Origin of the sequence: Alkalihalobacterium sp. APHAB7, from assembly GCF_048323755.1 — a bacterium.
Taxonomy (GTDB): Bacteria; Bacillota; Bacilli; order Bacillales; family Bacillaceae_F; genus Alkalihalobacterium.
The window spans coordinates 32,612-57,424 of record NZ_JBLWFS010000014.1 but is presented as its reverse complement, the minus strand read 5'-3'; the positions used below and the strand labels follow the sequence as shown (position 1 = coordinate 57,424).

The window sequence follows — 24,813 nt, the reverse complement described above, 5'->3', positions numbered from 1 at the left end:
CCATAATTTGGTGAAAGTTTTCAATGAAAATGTAAAAAATTACACCAGACGATGCTCTATTAACAAAAGATCAATTTGTTTAAAATAATAGAAGGAATAATAAATTCTTGGATAGGATGATACACTTGGGAAAAAAAGTCAACTCCCTCCGATTTAAATGGGTAGCTCTTATCATTACAATTACTAGTTTTGCATTAGTTACAGTTGGAACAGCAAACTATTTGTTTTCAAAAAATAGTTTACTTGACAAATTATCAGAACAATATTTATCGCATGCTATATACAATAGTAAAAATTTAGAGGATTGGATTCAAATTCGTATCGAAGAGGGGACAATGTTACAAAGAGATCCTGTTATGATTAATGGAACATTGGAACAAAAGCTGCAGAGATTAAATGACCAGTATTTACTTAAAGATAAACAGAGTATAGGCATTGCAGAGCTTAATGGAAATTTAACACTAACAAACGGTCAAAAAATCGACGTTTCTATGCGAGAAAATTATCTTAGGTCCTTACAGGGGGAAATTTCAATAGCTGAACCTTTTAAATCTACGTTTTTTAATGAATATATTTTTACAGTCTATGTACCTCTTTTTGATGAGGAAGGGACAGTTACTTCATCTATTGGCTTTGCTTTTGATGCAAATGAAATATTTGAAAAATACTTGCAAGTAAATTCTGTACCTAAAGAAACAGAAGTCATTGTGCTGAATAACAATGGAAGCATCTTATATAATAAAAACAATGCTTTTAAAGACTTGAATTTTTTAGAAATACAAAACTTGCAAAGGAAATTAAAAGCTGATGGGACTGGTACACTATCAATTCAGAACAAGAAGTTTAGCGGTCAAGTGTTTTATACACAATTATATAACCGTTGGCATGTAATTTATGCAGTACCTGAAAGTGTTATCAACGAACCGATTAAAAAGCTGTTCCTTTCAACCCTATTTGTGATTTTAGTTACTGTTACTTTACTAGGCTTATTGATTGTTTTTATATCACATAGCTTAGTAATAAAAAGGCTAGAAGAGATAATAAGAATTACTGGACAAGTAGCAAACGGTCAATTAAAAGTGCCTTCAATACCTACATCAGGAAGCGATGAGTTATCTCTAATCGCAAATTCTGTAAATAAAATGACGAACAATCTAATTAATATATTTGAACCATTTGAAACGATTGTAAAAAGTAATGAATATGCCATGATCGTTACGGATCCTAACTTAAAGATTACTAGCTTTAATGAATATGCTGAAAAATTAACTGGATATTCCGGTGATGAAGTGATGAACAATTTATCTATAGTGGATTTATTGTGTCCATATGAACTCGAAGAACGAGGAGGAGCCAAGCCATTTTTAAAGCTTGTCATTGAGAAACATTTTATTAGCTGGGAGTTTTGTGATAAGGAGCAAAACAGAAAGGCAACTGAAATTAACGTTAATGAAATAGTAACGCAAGAAGGGCTGCTAAAAGGATATGTTTTTCTCGTAAAAGACATTAGTGACTACATTAATCAAATGGTAACCAACGAACGTTTATTAAGTATTGTTGAAAACGCAAAGGATTATATCATTTCTTTTAACAACAATGGGGAACTCCTTTACCTTAATAAAGTTGCTATTGAGTCACTTAACGACGTGGGAACAACACGTGATAAGAAACGGTTCTTAAAAGATTATGTAACAGCATCTACACATACTAGTTTTACAAATGGAATTCAAGCAGCAGCCAAGCACGGTTTTGTTGAAATGGAAACGACAATAACAGGTGCGAAGGGAAATTCCTTCGACGCAAGTATGGTAATAGTATCTCATAAAAACTTTAAAAACAATGAAGTTTATTTTTCAGCCATTATCCGTGATATTACGGCATTGAAGGAAGCACAACGAAAGCAAGATTTAGCCATTGAACAAGTAAAAGAAGCAAACCAGGCTAAAACTCTTTTCTTAGCTAAAATGAGTCATGAAATTAGAACCCCTCTTAATGGAGTGATCGGCTTAGCTGAATTATTACAGAATACGGATCTTCAAAAATCACAAAGGGATTATGTAGACAAGATCACCTTATCTTCGCAAATTCTACTTAACCTAATTAACGATGTTCTTGACTTCTCAAAAATTGAGGCAGATAAGGTTTTGTTAGTTGAAGAAGAATTTTGTATACACGAAATGATCAAAAGACTCAGCTCAACGACAGGAGTACTCCTAAATACGAAACCGATTGACATTATTTTTGATGTGGATAGGCATATTCCTGCTAACCTAATAGGCGATCCATTTAGACTTGAACAAATACTAATGAATTTAGTTCAAAATGCAATAAAATTCACAGAAAAAGGGTTAATTACTCTTACTGTATCAGCACATAAAATCCATGATATGGAGTACGCTCTAACCTTTCAAGTATCTGATACAGGAATTGGAATGTCGAAGTTAGAAATGCAAGGATTATTCCGGGAATTTACTCAAATAGACGAAACGATTAACCGAAGATATGGAGGCACTGGTTTAGGATTATTCATTGTCAAGACATTGGTTGAGAAAATGGGCGGAAACCTTATCGTGGAAAGCGAAAAAGGAAGAGGAAGTATTTTAACATTCCAGTTATTCTTCAAATCGGGAACAGTAAAAAATGAATTACAACTGGCAATGCCTGAAAATACTAATATATTAATAATAGATAAGAACCCTATTTTCGTTGAGCAGCTAAGAAAAATGTTACCAATAACGGTAAATTCTATTTATGTCCCCACGTGGAATAAAGTTAATAAGATTTTAGAAGAGTACGCTTTCACACATTGTATTTTTAATCTAAATCTTGACCATATAGAAATTGAAAAATGGATCTGGCTTTCTATAGAACTAAAACAAAGAAAGATAGATACAATTGGGTATACGAAAATCTTTGAAAAGGAATTATTACTAAATACATTAAAAGGCTCTGTACCTGATCATATAGTAGCTTTACCTTTGAATATAAAAGAGGTATATGAAGTATTACAAAGTACTGAACCTTTAAAACCAACTGAACCAGTCAAGGAAACACCTACAATCAATAAAATATTAATTGTAGAAGATAATTCTATCAATCAAGAAGTTGTTAGAGGCATTTTATCAGATGGTAATTATACCATCGAAGTCGTTGATAGTGGGAAAGATACTCTAAAATTACTAGAGGAAAATAATTCGTTTGACCTTATATTAATGGACATCCATATGCCTGAGATGAATGGTTATGAAACGACTACGAAAATAAAAGAAATTCCTATTTTTAAAACAACACCTATTATTGCTCTAACTGCAGATCTAACCATTTTTTCAGATAATAAACGAGACCTTTTTGATGCATTTATTACAAAACCCATTGATCGTCAGCTTCTCGTTGAAACTATAGAATTTTTACTAAACCGAAATGTAAATCAAGAAAATAATGAGGGCATCATCGACTGGGAAGAAGCTGTTCATAGGTTAGGTGGTAAGTATAAAATCCTTAATAAGTTACTAAAAGACTTCAGGACTGAAAATGAGAGTATTGTTCAAACTATTAAGGAAAAGATAGAAAAAGAGCAATATGAAGAAGCTAGAAAAATAGTTCATACTATAAAAGGAGCTTCGGCTAATTTATCTTTAAAAGTTCTCTATAATCGAGCTAATGAGTTAGAAAAATGTATCATAAAAAGGGATCCTAACATGTTTACATCATTACTTTTACTTCATCTTAGTTTAGAAAAAGCTTTTAAGTATATTGATCTGCATATACCGAGAAATTTTAATAATATTACTCAAAGAAAAGATTAAATTTAACTGGTATTGAACTAACATATCATTTATGAATGGACGGATAGTAAGTGAGAAAAATATTAATTGTCGAAGATGATCGGACCATGGGTCAAATGTTAAATTTGTTTTTAGAAGACGAGGGGTATCAAGTTCAGTGGTGCAGTACTGGGGAAAGTGCAATGATATCTTTAACAAAATTCAAACCAGATATTATCGTTATGGACCTAATCCTTCCTGATATTAATGGTCACGATTTAAGTCAGCAAATTCAAAACCAACATGACATACCCATCATTATGATTTCAGTAGAAACAAAGTCCTCTGAAAGAGTTCTCGCGTTAAATACAGGAGTCGATGACTTTTTGTGTAAGCCTTTTAATATGAAAGAGTTGCAGGCTAGAATAGAAGCTGTATTAAGAAGGGTATCCGCACAAAAAAATATATTCCAAGATGAGTTCATACAAGGAAGCGATGTCGTCACTTCTCCCATAGAACTAGACAGTCAAAAGCGAGTCGTTGATGTAAGGGGAGAGGCTATCGAATTAACAATTTCGGAATTTAAGATCCTTTCCCTTTTTATGAGCAATCCGGAAATCGTCTTCACAAGAGAAAACTTAATTAATAAAATAAAAGGTATGGATAAATTTGTAACCGATCGATCAATAGATGTTCATATCAATAACTTGAGAAAAAAAGTAGAGATAGATCCAAAAAATCCACAACACATAAGAACGGTGTGGGGCGTAGGATACAAGTGGACAAATTAACCTTAATCAATACGATTAAGGTTTTTTCTACTTCTATGCAATTAATAATTTAATAAGGTTTTTTAACAACAACTAGATTCCCCAATTAATTAAACTAACAAAAAATTAATATTAATATATGAAAAATCCTTATAATTATGTTTTAAACTAATTATCACAACCATCTACAGAAGACGAATAAAACCTCATTAGGTTTCCATGTTCTTCACATTTCATAAAACGTTCTTATTATTGTTGTGACCAAAAACTTATAGCGTAAAAAAAATAGTTGCAATCGTTTTCAAAATCAATTAAAGTTAAAGCATAAATTCCGAAACGTTTTGGAGGATCACATGACTACGATCAAAGATATAGCGAAAGCAGCTGGGACGTCAGTGACAACAGTGTCTAGAGCACTTAATGGTCATTCGGATGTAAGCGCTAAAACAATGAAACATATTAAAGAGATTGCTGATCGCTTAAACTACAGCCCTAATGTTGTTGCTAGAAGTCTCGTCATGAAAAAATCCAAGACCATTGGTTTACTTGTTTCAGAGATTAGTAGAGAAGGTGCAAAGGATAACTTTACGTTTGAAGTCTTATGTGGCATTAATGATTGCGCTGCCGAGTATGAGTATGATCCAATTTTATTTAATACGAATACATCGAAACAGCGAATTAAAAGCTACACGCAATTGTGCAGAGAACGTAAAGTTGATGGCGTCATCTTGCAAGGAATGAAGAAAGACGATCCTTATTTAATCGAAGTCGTTGAAAGTGACATTCCATGCGTACTAATTGACATTCCGATAACAGGTAAAAATGTTGGGTATGTCTCAACGAATAACCAACTTGGTGCAAGACGAGCAATTGAACATTTAGTTGAGCTTGGCCATCAGCACATTGGATTTATCAATGGGCATGAACAGGCTTATGTAAGTGAAGAACGTTTCAAAGGCTACAAACAAGCCATTGAAGCAGCAGGATTAGAACTTCGCGAAGAGTGGATAGTAAATGGTCAGTTTTCAGAACGCACCGCAGAATTTACAGCTAAAAAGCTTTTAGCAACTTACCCACAAATTACTGCACTTTTTTGTGCAAGTGACTTAATGGCGTTAGGAGCTGTAAGAGCAGCCAATTCCCTCGGGCGAAAAGTACCCGATAGTTTATCGATTGTTGGCTTTGATGATATTGTCTTGGCACAATACGCATCACCAGCGTTAACAACGATTTCTCAAAACAAATATTTAATGGGGTATCAAGCCGCGAATATGTTAATTGATTTACTAGAAGAAAAAGAAACAAATAAAAGTGTTTTAATAGAAAATCAATTAATGGTTAGAGAATCAACGGCTGAAAATAAATTAAAAGAATGGTATTAAACCATTTTTTAAACCAAATCCGAAACGTTTCGGATTATGCTAAAATATTTTTTTACACAAAAACCGAAACGTTTCGGATGTTTAGGAGGACGTAATGGATTACAGAGTAATAAAGGAAAATGACGTATTTTTATTAACCGATGAGAAAGGAAATATTCCTGAGAATCATTCTTACGGGGCAGGGCTTTATACAAAAGATACAAGATACTTAAGTAAATTTAATGTAAAGATTAACGGAGAAGATCCGGTTTTACTTTCGTCAAATGCCGATGAGAACTATATGGCAACGATCTTACTTACGAACCCGCATATGGAAAAAGACGGTTCCCTCATTTTATGGAGAGAGTCGGTTGAAATTGAGAGAAAGCGATTTATTTTTAACGATGTCGTATATGAGTTATTAAAAATGAAAAGCTATTATCCAAAACCGATTTCATTCCAAGTGAGCGTAGAAGTCGATGTAGATTTCCAAGACATGTTTATCGTTCGCGGATTCCAAAACGGGGAAACAGGTCAACGTACAGGTCAAGAAAAATTAGAAAGCGGCTTACGCTTCAACTATACAGGGGCAGACGACATTCAAAGAGCAACCGTTATTCAATGGGACCAAAATGCTAGCGCTATCAACTTAGAGGGTGAAATTACATTCGATTTAAACCTTGCTCACGGCGAAGAACAAGTCATCGCATTTACGATTGCTCCAGTCGTTGGTGAAAATGTTCCTACAATTGTTCAACCAGAAGAAGCCCTTACACAATTAAAAGCTTCTTACAAACATTGGAACGAAACAACAACAAATATTGAAACAGACAATCAACAGTTACAAAGACTAGTTGATCGAGGCATCGCTGATTTAAGAGTCTTGCTTACCGACCTTGGTTATGGAAAATTTCCAGTTGCAGGATTACCGTGGTTCGCGGTTCCATTTGGTCGAGATAGTTTAATAGCAGCTTTGCAAATGCTTCCGTTTAACTCAGAAGTAGCTAAAGGAACATTAAAGACAATGGCCGCTCATCAAGGAACGAAAGTAGACCCTTGGAGAGATGAACAACCAGGGAAAATCATGCATGAAATCCGCTTCGGAGAATTAGCAAACACAGATCAAATTCCGTTTACACCTTATTACGGAACGATCGACGCAACGCCGTTATTCCTCGTTCTTTTATCAGAGTACATAAAATGGACGGGAGATATCGACTTATTCAAAGAGCTAGAAACCAATATTGAGGCTGCGATTACGTGGATCAATCAGTATGGAGACCGAGATGGTGATGGTTTTGTTGAGTATCATCAAGAGTCTTCAAAAGGCATTGCCAACCAAGGTTGGAAAGACTCAGCTGACTCCATCGTTCATCGTAACGGAGACTATGCCGAAACACCGATCGCTTTATCTGAAGTTCAAGGCTATGTGTACCAAGGAAAAATCGGAATTGCTGAACTCTATGAAACAATCGGCAACACTAGTGCAGCTGAAAGATTAAGAGAAGAAGCCGCTCAACTACAAGAAAAATTTGAACAGCATTTCTGGATGGAAGATCATTCATTTTATGCGCTTGCATTAGATAAAGACAAATCAAAAGTAGGTACAATCACATCAAACCCAGGTCACGTTTTATTTTCTGAAATGTTGAATGAAACGAGAGCGACTTTAATCAGTGATGTATTAGTAAGCGATAAAATGTTCTCAGGTTACGGAATACGCACAATGGGTGAAGGTGAAGCAGGCTACAATCCAATGAGCTACCATGACGGCAGCGTTTGGCCGCATGATAATAGCATGATCTTACTTGGAATGAGTAAAACGAAACACATGACGCAAGCGATGACAGTCATAGAAGGTCTGATGAAATCAGCAGCAAGTTTTGAGTATGACCGTCTGCCAGAATTATTCTGCGGCTACTCCGATCAAGAAGGACGACCAGTAAAATACCCTGTTGCATGTTCACCACAAGCGTGGGCTGCTGGCACACCACTCGTATTCGTTCAAACGATGCTCGGTTTATTCCCGAATTCATTGAACAATACGATAGAAATGAACCCAGTCCTGCCAAACGGAGTGAGTTACTTAAAGGTTGAACAATTAGCTATTGGTAAAGGTTCCATTGACTTAGTTGTTCGTCGCCAAGGGGACGAGTTCCAAGTAGACATTTTAAGTAACACAACAGGTTTTGACATTGCTGTTAATCAAAAAGTTAACATAAACATTTAAACTACAAAAAAGGGGATAAACAAGATGTTTAAAAAGAAAACTCTTGCTTCATTAGGATTTTCAACATTATTAGTTAGTGGATTATTAGTAGGTTGTGGCGGTAGTGATACATCTTCTACAAAAGAAGATACAACAGAAAAAGATTCTGAAAATCAAGAACAAGTTGAAATTACGTTAAGCGGCTGGGGATCATCACCTACAGAGCAAAAATTATTCGAAGAAACATTAGCTTCATTTGAAGAAAAGAACCCGCACATCAAAGTAAAATTAGACGTTATCGCTGATCAGTACATGGACGTTATGAAAACTCGCTTAATTGGCGGACAAGCAGCAGACGTATTTTTCTTAGATGCATTTGAAGCTCCAGCGTTAATGGAAACAGGTGTACTAGAGCCACTAGATGGTTACATCACAGAAGAGTTTGATATCAATGATTTTGAGCAACCATTATTAGATGCATTTAAGCGTGATGGGGCAATCTTTGGGTTACCAAAAGACACATCAACTCTTGCATTATTCTATAACAAAACGATGTTCGAAGAAGCGGGGATTGAAAACCCTCCAGCAACATTTGAAGAGTTACAAGAATTAGCAAAACAATTAACTAAAGGTACAGATGTTTACGGATATGGAATCGTTGCTGACCTGGCAAGAAACGTATTTATTGCTGAGTCAAAAGGTGGAAAAGTGGCAACTGACAACCAAGCTACATTCGGCAGCTCGGAAGTAGTAGAAGCACTTCAACCACTTCTTGATATGCGTTTAGACGATAAATCAGCAGCTCAGCCATCTGAAGTTGGAGCAAACTGGGGTGGAGAGATGTTTGGTCAAGGTAAAGTAGCTATGATATTAGAAGGAAACTGGACATTACCGTTCTTAGCTGAAACATTCCCTAACCTTGATTTTGGTACAGCAGAAGTTCCAACGATCGACGGTCAAAACGGAACAATGGCATTCACAGTAGCTTATGTTATGAACGCACAATCTGAGAAAAAAGAAGCAGCTTGGGAGTTAATTTCTTATCTAACAGGTAAAGAAGGAATGGAACAATGGACGAGCGGTGGATCTGCTTTACCAACTAGGGTTTCTGTAGCTGAAAGTCTTGGATTATACGATGATGAAATTCGCCAGCCATTTATTTCAGGTGCTTCTTACGCAACAGTATGGGCTGATGATACGAACTTACCAATCATTAATAATAACTTTAACAACCAATTTACAAGTGCATTTTTAGGTCAACGTCCTCTCGCTGAAGCATTAGAAGAAGCTGAAAGAGTCGCTAACCGCGAAATTGAATAGTTTATAGTTGAGAAGGGGGGATCTCCTCTCTTCTCACCTTTAAAAGGAGTTGTAGATAGATGCCACAACCAGAAACAAAAGTCTCCAATACGATGAAGAAACAAAAGAAAAGAAAATATACGAAACGTGATTTACGTGAAGCAGGACAAGGATACTTATTTCTTTCCCCGATGATCTTTACTTTAGGTTTGTTTATTATTGCACCGATCCTTTATGCGGTTTTTCTAGCCTTTCATAAAGTAGAATTACTCGGACAAACGAGCTTCACTTTTATTGGATTTGATAACTTCGTCCGCATGTTTGATGATTTCCGTGCAGGGATCGCTTTAAAAAATACAGCGTTTTACGTCCTTATCGTAGTTCCAACTCAAACTGCATTAGCGTTATTCTTAGCAGCAACATTAAATGCAGGAATGAAAGGTCAAAAGTTTTTTAGAATTGTTTATTTCTTACCAACATTAACATCTTCAGCCGTATTAACTTTAATTTTTATGTGGATGTACAACCAAAACGGTTTAATTAACCATATTTTAGCCTTTTTTAACTTACCTACGTACAATTGGATTGGAGATCCAAGTGTCGCTTTAATTGCAATTATGATTATGAATATTTGGGCTACCGCACCATTCTTTATGGTGATTTACTTAGCAGCCCTTCAAGATATACCAGATTCATTGTATGAAGCAGCAGATCTGGATGGCGCCAATGCGATCCAAAAGTTTTTCCATGTTACAGTTCCAATGCTTCGTCCAGTTACTTCCTTTGTTATTATTATGGGGATTATCGGAACGTTTCAGTTGTTTGATCAATCGTATATCTTCTCAGGCGGATCAGGTGGACCTGATAACTCAACATTAACCGTCGTTCTACTGATCTATCAATATGCATTTAGCTCAATGGGTACGATGGGATATGCAGCTGCGATTGCATTTATGTTAGCGTTGATCATCTTAGTTGCAACATTATTGCAAAGAAAATTCTCTAAAGATGAAAAGATTTATTAATATGTATCATAACTTAACATTCGAGCCCCTAATTCGTCTGTGCAACAAAGGAGGACAAGAGATCTTATGAAGAAAAAATTCTCTATAGGAAAATCATTTCTATATGTGGTCCTAGTCGGATATGCAATTGTTACGTTAATCCCATTTCTATGGGCATTGTCTTCATCGTTTAAAACGTTAGAAGAGATTTTAAGCGGTTCAATGAACTTTTTACCGCAAATGTTTACTCTTGAAAATTATCGTCAAATTTTTATAGAGCAAACGCTGTTTCCAAGATGGTTATTTAATAGTGTGTTTATTGCCGTAGTTGGAACAGCTCTTAATCTGTTATTTAACTCCATGGCAGGTTATGCACTGGCACGTATCAGTTTCCCAGGAAAAAAGAGTGTGTTTATTATCGTACTAGCGGTTCTTATGATCCCTGGCCAAGTAACCATGATTCCAAACTACTTAATCTTAAAAGAATTAGGTTGGTTAAATTCTTATCAAGGTATGATCGTTCCTGCCATGGTAAACGCAACATTCATCTTTATGATGCGTCAATTCTTCGTTAACTTCCCGAAAGAACTCGAAGAAGCAGCTGCACTTGATGGTTTAACTCGCTTAGGAACATTCTTTAGAATTGTTTTACCGATTGCCAAACCTGCACTAGCAGCACAAGCGATCTTCGTATTCATGGCATTTTGGAATGACTTTATGAGACCATTGATCATCATGACCGATCAAGAGATGTTCACATTAACGGTTGGATTGAATGCCTTCAAAGGTCAATATGTCACGTTTTGGAACTTTATTATGGCCGCCTCCATGGTGTTTACATTACCGGTTCTGATCATCTACGCGTTCTTTAATCGATACTTCTTAAAAGGAATTTCGTTTAGAGGCGATAAATAAAGGATAATACTAAAAACGTATCAAACAAAAGTGAGGTTCACTAGTAGCCTCACTTTTTTACATATTAAGCAAGGTTTGCATTTTTAATAGGAACCTTACCTAAGCAAGAACATGATACTCGCTAAGAAAAGTAAATCATATCTAAAACTTGATAGATGAATAAAGGTGGAATGACGATGGAAAACAACACAAACAACCATAAAGAACAAATCGCAAAAGCGATGGAATCGGTACTAATTGAGCACGAAAAAGTAAAACAAGATCCTTGGAGGTTGAACTATCACGTGGCAACACCAGCGTTTTGGATGAACGACCCGAATGGATTTATATACTATAAAGGTGAGTATCATTTGTTTTATCAGCATCATCCGTATTCACCTGAGTGGGGTCCGATGTTTTGGGGACATGTTAAAAGTAAAGATTTGATACAGTGGTCGCATTTACCGATCGCACTTGCTCCAAGTGAAGACTATGACGCAGACGGTTGCTTTTCTGGGAGCGCCATAGAAAAAGACGGGAAGTTATATTTAATGTACACGGGGAATGTATGGACAGGCGAAAATCGTGATACCGATTTGAAGCAAGTCCAATGCCTAGCAGTAAGTGAAGATGCGATCCATTTTGATAAGGTAAAAGAAAATCCAGTGATTTCGGAAGCACCTGAAGGAAATATACACCCTTACCATTTCCGCGACCCGAAAGTGTGGAAGCATAACGATTACTATTATTGTGTCTTAGGATCAAAAACAAATGAAGAAACAGGACAAATTCTGCTCTATCGTTCTCGTGACTTAGTTTCATGGAAGTTCATGGCAGTTTCTGCAAAAGGAGAAGGAAACTTCGGCTACATGTGGGAATGCCCAGATATTTTTACATTAGAAGAACAAGAGGTTCTCGTCATGTCTCCTCAAGGATTAACGCCCGAAGGAGATAAATATCATAACCTTCACCAAGCTGGATATGTACTTGGTAAACTCGATTACGATACAGGAGTATTACAGCACGGAGAATTCGAAATGCTCGATTACGGTTTTGATTTTTATGCCCCGCAAACAACGATCGATGATCAAGGTAGACGCATCATGATCGCTTGGATGGCGATGTGGGAAAGCGAAATGCCTGAACAAAAACAAAATTGGGCCGGTGCCATGACACTGCCTCGTCAACTCGTATTAGAAAACGGAAAGATCAAATCAAAACCTGTACCTGAAATTACAAACATTCGCGGGAACCAAGTAAATTACAAAAATCTAATGGTCGAAGGAGAAGTCGCCTTTAAAGAAGTTGACGGCAATTCATTAGAATTAGATGTCTACATAAATGCAAACGAAGCTTCTCAATTTGGCTTAAAGCTGAGAATGAATGAAACTGGCGAACAGTATACCGAATTAAAGTATGATGTAAACAGTGGGGTAATGATCTTTGACCGAAACCAAGCCGGTTCTGGGCCTGGCGGTGTAAGAAAAGCTCCTGTCCAATTAATTAACAATGCACTTCATTTACGAATTTTTATCGATAAATCGTCCGTCGAAGTTTTCATAAATGACGGTGAAAAGGTGATGACAGGAAGAATTTATCCCGATGAAAATTCAACTAGCATCCGCTTTTTTTCCGACGGCCCCTGCCAGTTGACTCATTTAAAAAAATGGGATTTGAAGCACAGTATGAATTATATGGAAAAAGAATAAAACATAAGAAGAATAACTGGAGCACAGGTTGAGCCTGTGCTTTTTTGTTTTTTGTAGTAATGAACATACTGCAGAGCTCTACTAATTATGGAACAAGGGAGCCATCCAAACGAATTACAAACCTACAATTTCTAACAACAGGAAGAAATGAGCCATGTACAACAGTTTTGAACCTGTTTTCTCCAATAACAGAAAGAGACGAACCATATATTTGAGTTTTAAACCAACTATTTCCAACAATAGCCAGAAGTGGGCCATATATTCGAGTTATGAACCTGCTTTTTACAATAAATGGAGTAAACGGGCCATACATTCAAGTTATGAACCCTCTTTTCCCAGTAACAGGAAGAAACAGGCTATATGCTGATGGCTATCCCATTAAAAATGAGAAACAATCAAAAATTAGTTATTATTTCCAAAAGCATGAAAACTTTTAAATTCTCAATCGTAAATCCAGTATGAGATGAATTAAGGTGGAAAAATTTGCATACAACCTTTTAGTTTGCATACGAATGAAAGCAGGTATCATTGAAGAACTATTTTCTATTCATTAGAAGTACTACATACAGCCTTTTTTAGTTTTATACCGTTCAACAAGTGCTAAGACTCCACTTCAAACCTCTAGGCTATTTGGGAGAAAAACACAGACAAAGTTCGCCACGTCCACAATGTCTCTGTGACCCAAATCGAGTAGGCCTCTGTAACAACCCGATTGGTTCATCTAATTTTAAGTGGGGGTGAAGAAAACGAACACTCAAGAAGTTTTCACTTTATAAAAATCATAGTTTGGGAGGTTTTTTAAAATGACCGTTGTAGTATTTCTTTCTTTTCTAATCCCGATCTTAATTCTTGCTGCGATTGGCGGCGTGATTTGGTGGTTCTGGATGAAGTTTCGTTATAAAACGGCGAGGTCGAATGAAGCGTTAATAATTGCTGGGCCCAGATTAGGTGATCCGAACAAAGAAACGAATATATTTACCGACAATGAAGGGCGTTCCATGAAGATCATCCGTGGTGGGGGCCATCTTCTCAAAATGCATCAAACAGCAACTCCCGTTGATTTAACTTCTTTTCAATTAAAGTTAACAACACCAAGAGTCTACACATGCGGCGGAGTGCCTATTGTCGCTGATGCTGTGGCGATGGTTAAAGTGGCAGATACATTAAGAGGAATTGCCATCTATGCTGAACAGTTTCTCGGTAAAAAACAAAATGAAATTGGCGACGAAATTTCCGAAGTACTGAATGCTAACCTTCGTGCGATTTTATCGAAAATGACCGTAGAAGAAATTAACGAAGACCGTGAAAAATTCAACGATGAAGTAACAAAAGTAGCCCAAAAGCAGTTAGACGACATGGGTTTCAAGATTACTTCTTTAGGGTTACAAGATTTACGTGACGCCGACCCTGAAAATGGATACTTAGAAAACTTAGGTCGTCCTCGAATTGCTGAAGTTCGAAAGCGCGCTGAAATCGCTGAGTCCAATAGCGATAAAGAAGCACGAATTCATAAAGCAAACAATGATAAAGAAGCGAAAGAACAAGAATTCCAACGTAAAATCGAAATTTCTGCCGCACAAAAAGCAAAAGACCTGAAAGATGCAGCGATAAAAGAAGAGACCGAACGAGCAAGAGCAAAATCCGAACAGTCGTACCAGTTAGAAAAAGCAAAACTCGATAAAGAGGTTCAAGAAGAAGAATTACAACTTCACGCACGCAAAAGAGAAGAAGAACTTCGTATTCAACACCTTGAGCGTGAACGTGCAGTAAAACTAGAGGAAGAAGAGGCGAAAGTACGTAAAGCGAAAGCAGATGCTGATTTTTACGAAACGACGAAAAAAGCGGAAGCCGATGCAGAACGAGCGCGGATTGAAGGGGAAACGAAAGCAAAAATCAAGCGAGAAGAAGGTCTTGCTGAAGCGGAAGTTATCCGTAAACGAGGGGAAGCAGAAGCCGAGGCGAAGCGATTACTCGCTGAAGCGATTGCAAAACATGGAGAAGTGATCATTATTGAAAAATTAATCGAAATGTTACCACAGTTTGCAGAGTCGATTTCAAAACCATTATCCAACATTGAATCCGTTAAAATTATCGACACCACTGGAAATGGAAACGGTGTTTCTTCCTACAGCAAAAGCATCACGAACACGATGGCACAAGTGCAAGAACCTTTAAAAGAATTAACAGGAATCGATATTTCAAAATTGCTCACAGATCTCGTGAACAGAGGAAATACCCATACGGTCGTTCGCACAGAAACCGCACAGCGAAACGATAATCAAATCGCCGCAGCGGAAGCCGCAGCAACTGAAACAATTACAACGGATGAGACAAAAAGCAATGAGTAAGTTTGGGTAAAAAAATGAAGCACTCAACTGAAGAGAAAAGGTTGGGTGCTTCGTGTAATACCGCCATATATATTATAGAATTCACCCAAAATAAAAAGCTCCTCCCACAAGGGGAGAAGCTATACTTTTAAGCTAAATTACGCTTTGTTAACGTTAGTAGCTTGAGGTCCACGTTGACCTTCTTCTACGTCGAAAGTAACTGCTTGACCTTCTTCTAAAGTTTTGAAACCTTCACCTTGGATAGCTGAGAAGTGTACGAATACGTCGTCTCCACCTTCAACCTCGATAAATCCAAAACCTTTTTCTGCGTTAAACCATTTTACTGTACCTGTGTTCATGTGTGTTTCCTCCTAGTGCTTTGTTGCACAATATATTACTATCCTTGCCGTCATACTCATTCAAGACAAAATAACTCGTTGGTATTTGTACTTTCAATCATCATATTCCGAACAACAATAATTAAATATAGTATAACACATTCAACAATAAAATAAAAATACTTTTTTAAAAATAATTTGGTAAAGCTTAAAAAAAATAAAGGATCAATAATTCAATACCTATTATTACAAGGAATACAAGATCTTTTGTATAAACCAAAGTGAAAAGTAAATTCTATTAATACTTGAATAATCAGGAGGATGATCGAGTGGAATCATATGAAATCAAACACATGATTATTGACGACGACTTTGAAGGGGATCCGTCGGTTACCGCTGAATTTACTTATGACGATAAAGATTACAGCATTACATTCCATAAAACAGACATGGAATTAATGAATTCGTGGATGTTCGCAAGCGATACAACGCTACCAGCGAATTTACCGGATGCAATGATCGAATCAATTCGTGAGGATATTAAGAAAAAGATGTAGTATTATAGACGAAGGGATCTAGTCATTGAGACTAGGTCTTTTTTTAAGTGAACCACCTTCTGTTTACACCTTGTAAAACAAGGCTGTTTTCGTAAACTTTGTTGCTTTTGAACCGTTTTCGCTTTACGCACAGTGTGAAGAACCAAGCATCCGCTTGGCTACGGTCAAAAGCAAGGATCAACAATCTTTGAGAAAAGAGCCTAAAACAAAATGATTTATTTAGTCACCTGATTGTAATGGTTTAAGTTAATACGAACATATACTATACTTAGGACAAGCCGACCTGAATATAATGAACAATCATTAGTATAGAGGATGATCACATGGACGAAAAAATCATAATTGTAGAAGGTAAAAACGACCGAAAGCGAGTGCAGAAGGTTTTGGATGAGGCTGTCGAAATCATTTGTACGCATGGAACATTAAGTGAAGAGAAGCTTGAGACACTCATTTTACCTGTGGAGGATCTCGATGTCTATATACTTGTTGATGCAGATGACTCTGGAGAAAAATTACGAAGGCAGTTGAAGCGAGAATTACCAAATGCCACTCATTTGTATACTGACAAAGATTTTGGACAAGTGGAAACAACCCCATTTGAATACCTTGCTGAGGTGTTAGGTGAGTATTTTGAAGTGAAACGTCCTTTTTTAAGCACCGATCTTGAGAGATTTTAAGCTGACATGCCTTTTATTGTGTATTGTATAACGTATTAGTGGTAGGCTAAACAAACCGTGGCTCGTATTGGGGCGTCTTCTTAGTTTATTGTCCGATTTCACAATTTATTGTCCGTTTTGAATTTTTATTGTCCGATTTCACGATTTATTGTCCGTTTTAAATTTTTATTGTCCAAATCATCTCGTTTATTGTCCAAATTATGTCCAGCCCATAATTCTTCTCATACAACGAATGCTCCAATCCATTTTCAAAAGAAGGCACTCGTTCAATAAAGCCTACAAGGCCAGCTAGTAAGGAGAGTAACCTCCAATTAGCTGGCCTTGATTACTTACCTACTAAGCCTTCGATCTCCATCGCCTCGATGCTGCCTCACTAATATAATTCCTATCGCAAGCACGAGTATAAATTGTCCTAAATGGCCAAGAAGGTAAAATTCTTTTAAGTAAATAACACCTGTGAACACAAGTAGGTCACGGACCATAAAGCCCGCCATAGAAAGGAAACCGACCGCATAAATTTTGGCGTCCGTATTTCTTAAAAACACACGAATGACAATCGCTAGAATTAAAAGCACCTCAAAGCCCGACAGCTTTTCAAAGACCCCTTTCGTCATCGTAAAATAATCAGGATTAATGACTGAAAGTGTAAAAGCAATTACCGCTAACACCAGGTGAATCTGCCATAGGCGACGAACCCATTTCTTATACCCCGGACCAAATAGCTTATCGATAATCAGAAAGTCGAATGCAGACCGGAAAAAGACCGCGATCTGAAAAACATAAATCCAGACGTACGGAACATCGATAATGAATTGCTTTGAGCCTGTGATACTAAATGAATACAGTGCAGCACAAAACGTCATAGCTGCATAGGCCAAGTAAAGAACTGGAAACCGCTTGATCATAAAAAAGACCAAGGCAAGCACCGTAATAAAAATCTGGATCGCACCAATCACGATTTTATCAAAATCGTCTCTAATCATTTTTGTTAAATAAGAGGAGTGCGAACCCGCAGACACCGCACCTGACACACCGATTAAGTTCCCGTTTGAATACGAGCGAATTATAATTTGATCAGAGGCAACTGTTGGATCTAGCTCGATAAAATGACGGCGGTTATACCCTTTATAAGTAACCGTATCAGTTTCTGGGATATTCCCATATTGGTAAATCAATTGGTCTCCTTGATAGACTTCAAATGTACCGTACATAAACGAAATAAAAATAGCAGGATCTATCCAGGCGCCCTCAGGATAGGTATTTCGTAAATAGAGAATGTCACGATCCTCTCGAGGCTCATCAAGTTCTTTCACATTTTCAGTTGGCATCCAGCCTGTGTGCGGAATGCCAGAATCCGCTTCGACCGATTTAACCCATTGGTATTCCCAGCCTTGCTCCATTCTTTGCAATGAAGTAGAAGACGCATCTCCTTGACTGTTTGCTGAATACGTAAAGAAGATCGTGTTACTAATCAATAATAAAAATAAAATAAGTACAGCTTTTGCCTTCATAGTTTCCTCCGATAACTTCTAAAGATCGCACGACGAACATTCGCTCGCATTAAAAGTAATATAGTACTTCTCTAAAATAACGCAGAAATCAAAAAAAGAGAATGGTTTCTTCTCATTTTATTTCAGAACCTCGTCCATTCCTAATTATTGCCTTCAAATGGTGCTTATACTAAAATAGGGAAGGATATGAAAAAAGATGAAATGAAGGAGAGAATAAATGGATTCAGTAACTCATGCGTTATTCGGATTAACGATTTACGGTGCAACGAATAAAGAAGAAATGCCTAAAGAAGTGAAAAAGTCAGTATTTGTTGCGGCTGTCGCCGGTAGCATGATCCCTGATATTGATGTGGTCTCTCAACTTTGGGATACAGAAGGCATGTACCAAATGTGGCACAGGGGAATTACCCATTCGATCTTTTTAGTGCCAGTCTGGGCGTTACTCATTTGGCTCGTCTGTTTTCTCATTTGGAAAACGAAGGACAGGCGAATATTTTACATCGCTGCACTTGCCGTTTTTATACATAATACAAGTGACATTTTAAATGCGTGGGGAACAGGCTATTTTGAACCGTTCTCAGATGCAAGACTAGGATTTGGTACGATACCGATTATTGACGTTGTCATTTGGCTCATCATGCTAACAGGCTTCCTTGTTGTAAAAATAAAGAAGGCAACCCCGCATAAAGTGTATAAAATCGTTTGGGTCTTCATCATTGCACATATTTTGGTCCAATCGGTGCAAGGGTATATCATTTATCAATCGACAGTTGACCAGTACGAAGAACAAGCCTTAACCGCACGATTTATCCCCGGTCATTTTAAAATCGCCGGCAAGAACGGACTGGAAGTAGAGGTCTTGCAAGGTACCGTTTGGGGTGGACTTGAAGTAGTCGATCAGATCACGTCTCACGATGAGACAAACTTAGATATTTTATTCCTCGAAAACCCAAGAGCTAAGACGCTCTATCAATGGTCGCCTTTCGTCGTTGTCGTCGATGATGAGGAAAAACTAGGAATTTACGATCCTAGATTTTTCAGAATGGGAGTACCGTTCTTATATGAATACATTTATAAAGAAGATGTACAAGTAGAAGAATAATGGGTCAAATAATCAATCAATAATGAAGAAGTCCTCTCCAAGGTGAACTGTACCCGTAAAGTTAGATTAATTCTAACTTTACGGGGTTACCTCAGTTCCATTTCTTAAAGGGGACTTTTCTTGCTATTTTTTCACGGTTTGATCGGTTTTTTTATTACTTTGAACAATGAGCATCGTAACGAGGTAGAGAAACGCGATAATATTCATCGTGAACATCAGATAATCGTAATTAGATGCGGTCTGTTCAAAAATATATGTAAAATACCGAATACAATTGATCATTAATACAATTAGAAAACCGAGTGCTAAATAACTACTTTTCATGGACGACCTCCCATAACTTCCTTTCAGCGGCGCCTTATGCCATACATTATTATTACCAATATATAGAATTTTATATAAGGATATATCCATAAAAAAAGGAGAAAACCATGATTGAAATTCGCAAAGCTAAATTTGAGGATCGAACCGAAATCCTAACGATTTACAATGAAACGACGCTCGATTTATTAGAAAAAGACATTAAGCAATGGGATTACCCTTGGGAACCTGAAGTCATACAAAAGGAAATAAAGAAAAACCAAGCTTATGCCGTATTATTCAATCGTACGTTCGTGGGCTCGTTTTGTATCAGTCCGTTAAATAAATTAAGTACGTTACGCATAGATCCTGAAGGTGTTTATTTATCTAAAATTGCTATCCTGCCAGGCTATCAAGGGAAAAACTTAGGTTCAGCGGCCGTCCAATTTGCCTGTTCTTTTGCTAAACAGCGAAATCTAGCGTTATACTTAGATTGCTGGGCCGGTAATAAAAAGTTGAAAGAGTTTTATTCGGGTAACGGCTTAGAATACATAGGAGATTTTCCAGAGGAAGATTATTTTATTAGTATATTTAAACATCAATGAAGCAGCTATGGAGGAAAACAAATGATTATTGCACTTGATATGGACGGAACCTTATTGAACTCAGATGGAACAATTAGTGAACGAAATAAACAGGTCATTAAGAACCTTCAAGACCACGGCCATCTGGTAACCATTGCAACCGGTCGAGCATACAAAGATGTGAGTCGTCAGTTAAAGGAAGCAAAACTTGAGTGTCCCGTTATTAGTCTAAACGGAGCAGGTATTACCTTACCAGACCATACGATGCTCGGTAGTGAACCGCTAGATAAAATAGAACTCACACCCGCTCTTGAATGGACAAAAGAGCAATATGATTTGTACTTCGAAATCTATACGGACGATGAAGTATTTGCAGGGATCCATAATCTTGAGCACTTAGAGAAGATCGTTACTCAATTTGCCGAAAAAGCAGGCGGTGAGTCAGGGGACGGGATGAATGATTTATTGAAAATCATTCAAAAACAATTTCAGCAAGCAGCCGTCACTTTTATTGAAGACATTTCAACCATTTGGACGGAAGAACGTAAAACCATCTATAAAGTTCTTATTTTCTCCTTAAATAAAGTGGCTTTAAAGGAAGCTTCTACAGTTTTTTCCGGAATTTCGGGTGTAACGATTACTTCATCACATCCAAACAATATTGAAATTAACAATGAGCGAGCTACAAAAGGGCGGGCACTCACAAAACTTGCGTCCCATTACAATGTCGACCTTAAAGACACAATCGTCATGGGAGATAGTTACAACGACTTATCGATGTTTAATGTTGCCGGGTATGCGGTCGCTATGGAAAATGCAGCCCCGATTTTAAAAGAAAACAGCGATACCGTAACTAAAACAAATGACCAAGACGGAGTTGCCATTTTTCTAGAAACATTGCTTGAAGACATTGTGAGGTAGACCAAAAACAACCCAGTTTCGATGCCAGTTATTGGATCTGTGTTGTTTTGGTTACTATAATTGTCATTTTTGATATTTAATTCTTTACACTTTCAATACATTTCTTCTTAACCTACCCGTGTTATAATGTAAAAAAAGAAAAAACGGAGTGATGATTATGGAAGATACTTTGAAGAAAATTCTTGCCGAGCTTCAAAAAGTTAATAACCGATTAGATGGCTTGGAAAATGGACAGCAAGTGCTGATGAGGGATGTTTCGAGTATTAAAGATAATCTTATCAGTGGTTTAGGACCATATTTTGAACGTATAGAGAAACATATAGATGAAAAAACATATGAATTAAAAGATACTTTAGAAGACCAACAGCGAGTAATCGATACTCTATCAGCTCGTTCAATTAAACATGAAAGTGAAATAAAAGCTTTAAAGGAATGCTAAATAATCAATAAGGGCCTCTATAAGGTTTCTTTTTTTTGTTCTCCAAATGATATTTGTATTTAAAAGGGTACAGGTTTGACTAAAATTTAAGGACAAAGGGAACCCACCGTAACGAGGGGTTCCCTTTGTCCTTAAAATCAACAACATTATTTAGCATAGCTAATCGATTAATAAGCTCTTTCATATTGGAATGGAGTAAGTGGTTTTTTATCCAATAGAAGGGACGCATCGTTCGCCCAATGTGGATTTTTAAGCATTCCACGACCAACTGCAATCAGGTCAGCTTGCTCGTTTCCGAGTACAGCTTCCCCTAAATTTGGATCGTCTAATTTCCCAACTGCGATCACAGGCGCACCCGTTTCTTCCTTAATTCTTGAAGCCATAGGTACTTGATATCCAGGGTGTACACCAGGTCGTCCAGTAGAACCGATTGGGCCTTCACCACCAGAAGTGATATGGAAAATATCCACACCAGCCGCTTGGAAGCGTTTCGCCATTTCAGAACTGTAATCTAAATCATAACCGCCATCGACATATTCAACAGCCGAAATTCTCATCACTAGTGGCATGTTTTCAGGCATCACACTTTTCGCGGCTTTAATCACTTCTTCTCCAAATAAAAACTTATCTTCCCCGTATTTATCGCTTCGTTTATTTGTAAACTCAGAAGCGAATTGGTGAATGAGGTAGCCGTGAGCACCGTGGAGCTCAACTGTATCGACCCCAGCTTTTACAGCACGTTCCACACCATCTCGAAAAGCAATTACCATTTGTTCTGCTTCTTCGGTCGTTAATTCATGCGGAGTTTTAAATTGATCATTAAATGCGATCGGGGAGCAAGAAACTGGATCAGGAGCATCTTGCGCTTTACGACCCGCATGACCAATTTGAATACCAACTTTTGCGCCGTATTTATGACACTCATCCACAATGCGTTTGAAAGCTGGAATATGCTCGTCACTCCAAATCCCTAAACAATGATCAGAAATGCGACCACGTGCTTCAACATTCGTCATCTCAATAATAATAAAACCAGTTCCGCCAATCGCACGACTCGTATAATGAATGAAGTGCCAGTCCGTCGGAATACCGTCTTTATCCGTCGCTGAATATTGACACATTGGTGGCATAACGACACGATTTTTTAACTCAAGATCCCTATATGTAAATGTTTCAAATAGCTTGGACATCATTTCGCCTCCAGATTTTCATTTTTTTAAAGCTAGTTTAATAGTATAGGATTTTTTGAAGTTGGTCGAGCGAGAGCGCTCCATTTTGAAAGAAATAAGGTGAATGTTCAACACATGTCTAACCATAAGAAACAACAACAGTCATTACAATTGCATTCTTCTAGTTAGTTAGATAAGATTATCGTTGTACATAAAATTGAAAATGAAAGAAAAGAGGAATACAGATGATCCAACGTACTGTACTAGTAAAGTTTGCTGACACCACAACACCAGAACAATTACAAGAAGTGGTCGACCGTTTCAAAGCCTTAAAAAACCACTTAACGGGCATTGTCGATCTTCAAGCCGGCCTAAACATTTTAGAGCGCAATAAAGAATACCAAGTCGTATTAATGGTACGCTTTGAAGACCAAGCTGCATTAGATGCTTATGTGGCAGACCCTGAGCACCAAGCCGTTGCCGCTTACATTAAAGAAGTAGGACGAGTCGACAGCATCGGCGTAGACTTCGAGCTGTAAGAACTAGGAGGAAGAAACCCTGACATTGGGTTTCTTTTTTTATTAGGGAAACGATGGTTTAACATCAATTTTATCCAAGGTAAAGGGTACTCTTAAATCAAATTAACAAGCCTATACTACACAAAAAAACAACTGCCCTCAAAACGGACAGTTGTTCTTCCTTCGTTTATCGTTGTTCTAAACGTTTAATTCTTTCATCTAAATCGGGGTGAGAAGAGAACAGGCTCATCACGCCGCCTTTTCCATTGATTTTCATCGTTTGAATCGCAGAATCATCTGTGCGATCGTTCACATTTGCGCGCTCTACATACGCCTTTAATGAACGAAGGGCATGAGCCATTTTGTCGCGTCCAGCTAAATCTGCTCCCCCGCGATCCGCATGGAATTCGCGGTAGCGTGAGAACGCCATAACCACAAGGCTTCCAAGAATTGAGAATAAAATTTGGAAGATAATGACCGCAGCAAAACGGACGATCATTTGCATTTCCGAACGAACTAAACGTGATACGAGAATTGCAGCGATTCGAGCAAAGAATACGACAAATGTGTTCACGATTCCTTGCAATAAAGTCATTGTTACCATGTCACCATTGGCAACGTGGGCAACCTCGTGGGCAATAACGCCTTCAACTGCATCATCATCCATCACATTTAATAATCCAGATGACACGGCAACTAACGAACGCTTTTTCGAAGGCCCTGTAGCAAATGCATTCACTTCAGGTGAGTTATAAATCCCAACTTCTGGCATGTGGGTTAAGCCAGCAGCACGTGATAAACGGTGAACTTTTTCAACAACACTGCGTTCTTGTGGTGAAAGTGAACCGTTTAGGTCAAGGACTTTGACGTTCATCATCTTTTTAGCCATCCAACGGGACATCGCTAACGAGATAAAAGAACCCGCAAAACCGACAAGTAAACTAAAGACTCCTAAAGCAACAAAATCAATTCCTAAGCCTGGGCCTCCTGTTTCAAATGATCCCCCAATGTCTGTAAACGTCGTGATGATTGACCAGACGATGACGATAGTCGTCATAACTAGAATGTTCGTTAAAAGAAAAAATAAAATTCGTTTCCCCATCATAAGCCTCCATTAAAATAGTATCCTTAGTTATTTTACCATTATCTCAAAAAAATAGAGAAGTAATTTGAAGCTAATCCTATAAAATTAATCGGTTAAATCTATGTTAACATATAGTAATGCTAAAGCACGAATGAAAATACATACCCTATAATAAAGAGACAACTAACAAAACCTACTTAATTAATTGGTAAAAATTGAAACCTAGGTCATTTATAATCGTATAGTAAGTATATAGTCATTTTGGTAGAGGAGGAA

21 protein-coding genes are annotated in these 24,813 nt (G+C 37.4%); 16 read left to right on the top strand and 5 right to left on the bottom strand.

Features of this window, described 5'->3' with window-relative positions; translation table 11 throughout:
* Window positions 1–125: 125 nt before the first annotated feature.
* The 9 genes from ACNSTQ_RS14405 (at window position 126) to ACNSTQ_RS14365 (ending at window position 15,358) form a co-directional block, all read left to right on the top strand.
* A complete protein-coding gene (locus tag ACNSTQ_RS14405; RefSeq protein WP_418200509.1) occupies window positions 126–3,806 on the top strand; it encodes an ATP-binding protein in 3,681 nt (1,226 codons plus the stop codon).
* A 50-nt stretch (window positions 3,807–3,856) separates the two neighbouring features.
* Window positions 3,857–4,555, top strand: a complete 699-nt coding sequence (locus ACNSTQ_RS14400) for a response regulator transcription factor (protein WP_418200508.1) — start codon at window positions 3,857–3,859, stop codon at window positions 4,553–4,555.
* A 320-nt stretch (window positions 4,556–4,875) separates the two neighbouring features.
* Window positions 4,876–5,916 (top strand): LacI family DNA-binding transcriptional regulator, encoded by a 1,041-nt coding sequence (locus ACNSTQ_RS14395; protein WP_418200507.1) that lies wholly within the window; start codon window positions 4,876–4,878, stop codon window positions 5,914–5,916.
* Window positions 5,917–6,010: 94 nt separating this feature from the next.
* The gene (locus tag ACNSTQ_RS14390) at window positions 6,011–8,125 is read left to right on the top strand and encodes a glycogen debranching N-terminal domain-containing protein (protein ID WP_418200506.1); all 2,115 of its coding nucleotides are present in this window, start codon (window positions 6,011–6,013) and stop codon (window positions 8,123–8,125) included.
* 24 nt (window positions 8,126–8,149) lie between these two features.
* Window positions 8,150–9,424 carry an ABC transporter substrate-binding protein gene (locus ACNSTQ_RS14385; protein WP_418200505.1) on the top strand — a complete coding sequence of 425 codons (1,275 nt, stop codon included), beginning with the start codon at window positions 8,150–8,152 and terminating at the stop codon, window positions 9,422–9,424.
* A gap of 92 nt (window positions 9,425–9,516) precedes the next feature.
* Window positions 9,517–10,428, top strand: coding sequence for a carbohydrate ABC transporter permease (locus tag ACNSTQ_RS14380; RefSeq protein WP_418200557.1), 912 nt, complete (start codon window positions 9,517–9,519; stop codon window positions 10,426–10,428).
* 66 nt (window positions 10,429–10,494) lie between these two features.
* On the top strand, window positions 10,495–11,322 hold the full coding sequence (locus tag ACNSTQ_RS14375) for a carbohydrate ABC transporter permease (protein ID WP_418200504.1): 828 nt from the start codon (window positions 10,495–10,497) through the stop codon (window positions 11,320–11,322).
* Window positions 11,323–11,498: 176 nt separating this feature from the next.
* Window positions 11,499–13,010: a glycoside hydrolase family 32 protein gene (locus ACNSTQ_RS14370; protein WP_418200503.1), complete on the top strand. Its 1,512-nt coding sequence runs from the start codon at window positions 11,499–11,501 to the stop codon at window positions 13,008–13,010.
* 803 nt (window positions 13,011–13,813) lie between these two features.
* A complete protein-coding gene (locus ACNSTQ_RS14365) occupies window positions 13,814–15,358 on the top strand; it encodes a flotillin family protein (protein ID WP_418200502.1) in 1,545 nt (514 codons plus the stop codon).
* 137 nt (window positions 15,359–15,495) lie between these two features.
* Here the strand turns inward: ACNSTQ_RS14365 and ACNSTQ_RS14360 are convergent, their stop codons facing one another.
* A complete protein-coding gene (locus ACNSTQ_RS14360; RefSeq protein ID WP_418200501.1) occupies window positions 15,496–15,696 on the bottom strand; it encodes a cold-shock protein in 201 nt (66 codons plus the stop codon).
* A gap of 308 nt (window positions 15,697–16,004) precedes the next feature.
* Here ACNSTQ_RS14360 and ACNSTQ_RS14355 point away from each other — a divergent pair, with 308 nt between their 5' ends.
* Both ACNSTQ_RS14355 and ACNSTQ_RS14350 read left to right on the top strand, forming a co-directional pair.
* The gene (locus ACNSTQ_RS14355; protein WP_418200500.1) at window positions 16,005–16,232 is read left to right on the top strand and encodes a hypothetical protein; all 228 of its coding nucleotides are present in this window, start codon (window positions 16,005–16,007) and stop codon (window positions 16,230–16,232) included.
* 323 nt (window positions 16,233–16,555) lie between these two features.
* The gene (locus ACNSTQ_RS14350; RefSeq protein WP_418200499.1) at window positions 16,556–16,909 is read left to right on the top strand and encodes a toprim domain-containing protein; all 354 of its coding nucleotides are present in this window, start codon (window positions 16,556–16,558) and stop codon (window positions 16,907–16,909) included.
* A 329-nt stretch (window positions 16,910–17,238) separates the two neighbouring features.
* Here the strand turns inward: ACNSTQ_RS14350 and ACNSTQ_RS14345 are convergent, their stop codons facing one another.
* The gene (locus ACNSTQ_RS14345; protein ID WP_418200498.1) at window positions 17,239–18,420 is read right to left on the bottom strand and encodes a hypothetical protein; all 1,182 of its coding nucleotides are present in this window, start codon (window positions 18,418–18,420) and stop codon (window positions 17,239–17,241) included.
* 217 nt (window positions 18,421–18,637) lie between these two features.
* Here ACNSTQ_RS14345 and ACNSTQ_RS14340 point away from each other — a divergent pair, with 217 nt between their 5' ends.
* A complete protein-coding gene (locus tag ACNSTQ_RS14340) occupies window positions 18,638–19,522 on the top strand; it encodes a metal-dependent hydrolase (RefSeq protein WP_418200497.1) in 885 nt (294 codons plus the stop codon).
* 123 nt (window positions 19,523–19,645) lie between these two features.
* Here the strand turns inward: ACNSTQ_RS14340 and ACNSTQ_RS14335 are convergent, their stop codons facing one another.
* Window positions 19,646–19,846 carry a hypothetical protein gene (locus ACNSTQ_RS14335; protein ID WP_418200496.1) on the bottom strand — a complete coding sequence of 67 codons (201 nt, stop codon included), beginning with the start codon at window positions 19,844–19,846 and terminating at the stop codon, window positions 19,646–19,648.
* 107 nt (window positions 19,847–19,953) lie between these two features.
* Between ACNSTQ_RS14335 and ACNSTQ_RS14330 the strand changes: the two genes are divergently transcribed.
* The 3 genes from ACNSTQ_RS14330 to ACNSTQ_RS14320 all read left to right on the top strand — a co-directional run bounded on the left by ACNSTQ_RS14330 (window position 19,954) and on the right by ACNSTQ_RS14320 (window position 21,766).
* The gene (locus ACNSTQ_RS14330) at window positions 19,954–20,427 is read left to right on the top strand and encodes a GNAT family N-acetyltransferase (protein ID WP_418200495.1); all 474 of its coding nucleotides are present in this window, start codon (window positions 19,954–19,956) and stop codon (window positions 20,425–20,427) included.
* A gap of 21 nt (window positions 20,428–20,448) precedes the next feature.
* Window positions 20,449–21,327, top strand: a complete 879-nt coding sequence (locus ACNSTQ_RS14325) for a Cof-type HAD-IIB family hydrolase (protein ID WP_418200494.1) — start codon at window positions 20,449–20,451, stop codon at window positions 21,325–21,327.
* Window positions 21,328–21,484: 157 nt separating this feature from the next.
* On the top strand, window positions 21,485–21,766 hold the full coding sequence (locus ACNSTQ_RS14320) for a hypothetical protein (RefSeq protein ID WP_418200493.1): 282 nt from the start codon (window positions 21,485–21,487) through the stop codon (window positions 21,764–21,766).
* Between the two features lie 167 nt (window positions 21,767–21,933).
* Here the strand turns inward: ACNSTQ_RS14320 and ACNSTQ_RS14315 are convergent, their stop codons facing one another.
* The gene (locus ACNSTQ_RS14315) at window positions 21,934–22,956 is read right to left on the bottom strand and encodes an NADH:flavin oxidoreductase/NADH oxidase (protein WP_418200492.1); all 1,023 of its coding nucleotides are present in this window, start codon (window positions 22,954–22,956) and stop codon (window positions 21,934–21,936) included.
* Between the two features lie 224 nt (window positions 22,957–23,180).
* Here ACNSTQ_RS14315 and ACNSTQ_RS14310 point away from each other — a divergent pair, with 224 nt between their 5' ends.
* On the top strand, window positions 23,181–23,474 hold the full coding sequence (locus tag ACNSTQ_RS14310) for a Dabb family protein (RefSeq protein ID WP_418200491.1): 294 nt from the start codon (window positions 23,181–23,183) through the stop codon (window positions 23,472–23,474).
* Window positions 23,475–23,640: 166 nt separating this feature from the next.
* Here the strand turns inward: ACNSTQ_RS14310 and htpX are convergent, their stop codons facing one another.
* Window positions 23,641–24,555, bottom strand: coding sequence for a protease HtpX (gene htpX, locus ACNSTQ_RS14305; protein ID WP_418200490.1), 915 nt, complete (start codon window positions 24,553–24,555; stop codon window positions 23,641–23,643).
* Between the last annotated feature and the right edge of the window lie 258 nt (window positions 24,556–24,813).